This window comes from Candidatus Aegiribacteria sp. (assembly GCA_021108005.1).
Classification (GTDB): Bacteria; Fermentibacterota; Fermentibacteria; order Fermentibacterales; family JCC-6; genus Aegiribacteria.
On sequence record JAIORS010000179.1, the window covers coordinates 1 to 1,393 of the forward strand.

Annotated in this window: 2 protein-coding genes; both read left to right on the plus strand. The window is 53.1% G+C overall.

All coding sequences use genetic code 11. The annotated features are described in order from the left end of the window. Positions 1-218: L-2-amino-thiazoline-4-carboxylic acid hydrolase (locus tag K8S15_11390; protein ID MCD4776637.1), on the plus strand; the 218-nt coding region annotated here is incomplete at its 5' end. 40 nt (positions 219-258) lie between these two features. Next, positions 259-1,212 (plus strand): ketopantoate reductase family protein, encoded by a 954-nt coding sequence (locus tag K8S15_11395; GenBank protein MCD4776638.1) that lies wholly within the window; start codon positions 259-261, stop codon positions 1,210-1,212. Positions 1,213-1,393: the final 181 nt, after the last annotated feature.

Consider the following 1,393-nt stretch of genomic DNA (forward strand, 5'->3'; position numbering starts at 1 on the left):
AAATTACCTGCCCGTTCCTGGACCTATACGGTGAGAATGAGCTGGGTGAGGAAGGTGCCAGACAGGCGAAAGAGTTTTACAAGCTCCTGGGGAGCAAGGTCAAGGTACTGCGGACTACCACCGAGGAAGAAGGGGCTGAAGCACATTGCCAGCTCAACAACTTTGGCCTGCAGCATCAAATCAGCTACGATTTCCTGGATGAGGTGTTTCAATTGTGACGGAAGACGCAGGGTTAAAATAAAAAAGGAGGTAAATATCATGAAGAACAAACAAATGAAGGTCCTATTCTATGGCGCAGGGGTAATAGGCAGTTTGTACGCTGCGCGGCTGCAAGAGTCCGGGCAGGATGTATCAATCCTGGCTCGGGGGGAACGCCTGGTGGACATCCGCGAACATGGCATCGTGTTGGACGATGGTGCCACCGGGCAGCGCACTACCACCCGCGTCACCGCGGTGGAACGGCTTGCGCCGGAAGACGCTTATGATCTGGTGGCCGTGACGATGCCCAGGAATAAAGTTCCAGCCGTGCTGCCGGTGCTGGCTGCCAACCAGCAAACACCCAATGTGCTGTTTATGAATCAGAATATTGTTGGTCCTGACGAAATGATTAACGCCTTGGGCCGCGAGCGTGTCTTGCTGGGCTTTCCGGGCGCCGGAGGCATGCGGGAAGGTCACGTCGTCCGCTATATTGTTACATCGCGCCGTGAACAGGCGACCACAATTGGCGAATTAGACGGCCGCACCACGTCACGGTTGAAACAAATTGCTGATGCGCTTGAGGGTGCGGGATTTCCGGCCGAGATTTGTCCCAATATGGATGCCTGGCTCAAGACCCACACGGCGGAGATCCTCCCCACCGCCGGTGCCTTCTATATGACCGGGTGCGACAGGCACCGGCTGGCACGCACACGCGAAGGCATGGTATTGATGCTCCGTGGAATCCGGGAGGGCTATAAGGTTTTACGCGAGCTGGGTGTCCCCATCACACCATCCAATCACAAGATTTTTAATTGGCTGCCAGAGCCGATTCTTGTCTTTATAATGCGGCGCATGTTGGTAGGCGAGATGACCGAACTTAAAGTAGGGCATGCCAGTGCTGCCCGAGGTGAGATGAAACAGATCGCCGACGAATTCAGGGCGCTAGCCCGAAAAACGTCCGTCCCGACGCCAGCAATGGAACGTTTGTACCCATACATAGACCAGGCTGTCTAGCCTATTGCGGAAGGCAATATTATGAGAAAAAAACTCACTAAAGGGACGAAAGGAGGACTGTCAAAAATGCAAACTGAAACGCAGGACAAAATGAGAAAGGAGGTAAATGCAGTGGAGAAAGAAAAACAGGTCGTTACGCAGAGAAGTGAACAAAAGGTGCAACTTCAAAATAAAAAGGAGG

What these genes read in the sequence shown, in the direction of transcription:
- K8S15_11395 (MCD4776638.1), top strand. Translation starts at nt 259, where the DNA reads ATGAAGAACAAACAAATGAAGGTCCTATTCTATGGCGCAGGGGTAATA.